1 protein-coding gene is annotated in these 515 nt (G+C 40.6%); it reads right to left on the bottom strand.

The genetic code is table 11. From position 1 onward, the window contains the following. The coding region (locus AC3G7N_RS22680) for a carbohydrate ABC transporter permease (protein ID WP_489424349.1) at window positions 1-515 on the bottom strand (515 nt) is incomplete at both ends.

Genomic DNA, 515 nt, shown 5'->3' with positions numbered 1-515 from the left:
AATGGAAAACTGACTCTGATAGAGTGAGATACCGACTGGCACTGTCCGCCAATTATCCGCAGTGTCAATTGTTAACGCAAATAAATATTCATTCCAGGCGGCAATAAATACCAGAATTCCAGTAGTAAAGATTCCCGGTGTCGCTAGTGGGAAAATAACTTTCCTGAACGTTTGAAATGGACTTGCCCCATCAAGCTTAGCAGATTCTTCAAGTTCATATGGAATTTTTTGGAAAAACGTTGAGAGTATCCAGATTGATAACGGTAAACTAATTGTGATATATGGAATAACCAATCCTAAATAGCTGTTTCGAAGCCCAAGTCCCGTAATCAAATTAAACATTGGTGAGATAATCGCAATCTGCGGAAACATGGATGCCGCAAGTACGATCCCCAGTATCAGACCCTTACCTTTAATTGGCAATCTTGTAACCGCGTATGCCGTAAAGGACGCAAACGCCAGTGACAAAATAGTTGTTAAAGACGCTACAACGAAACTGTTTAGCATATACCGAA

The sequence above is a fragment of the Virgibacillus carmonensis genome (assembly GCF_057836705.1).
The sequence above is the reverse complement of the archived record's forward strand: the minus strand, read 5'-3'. Positions and strand labels throughout refer to the sequence as shown.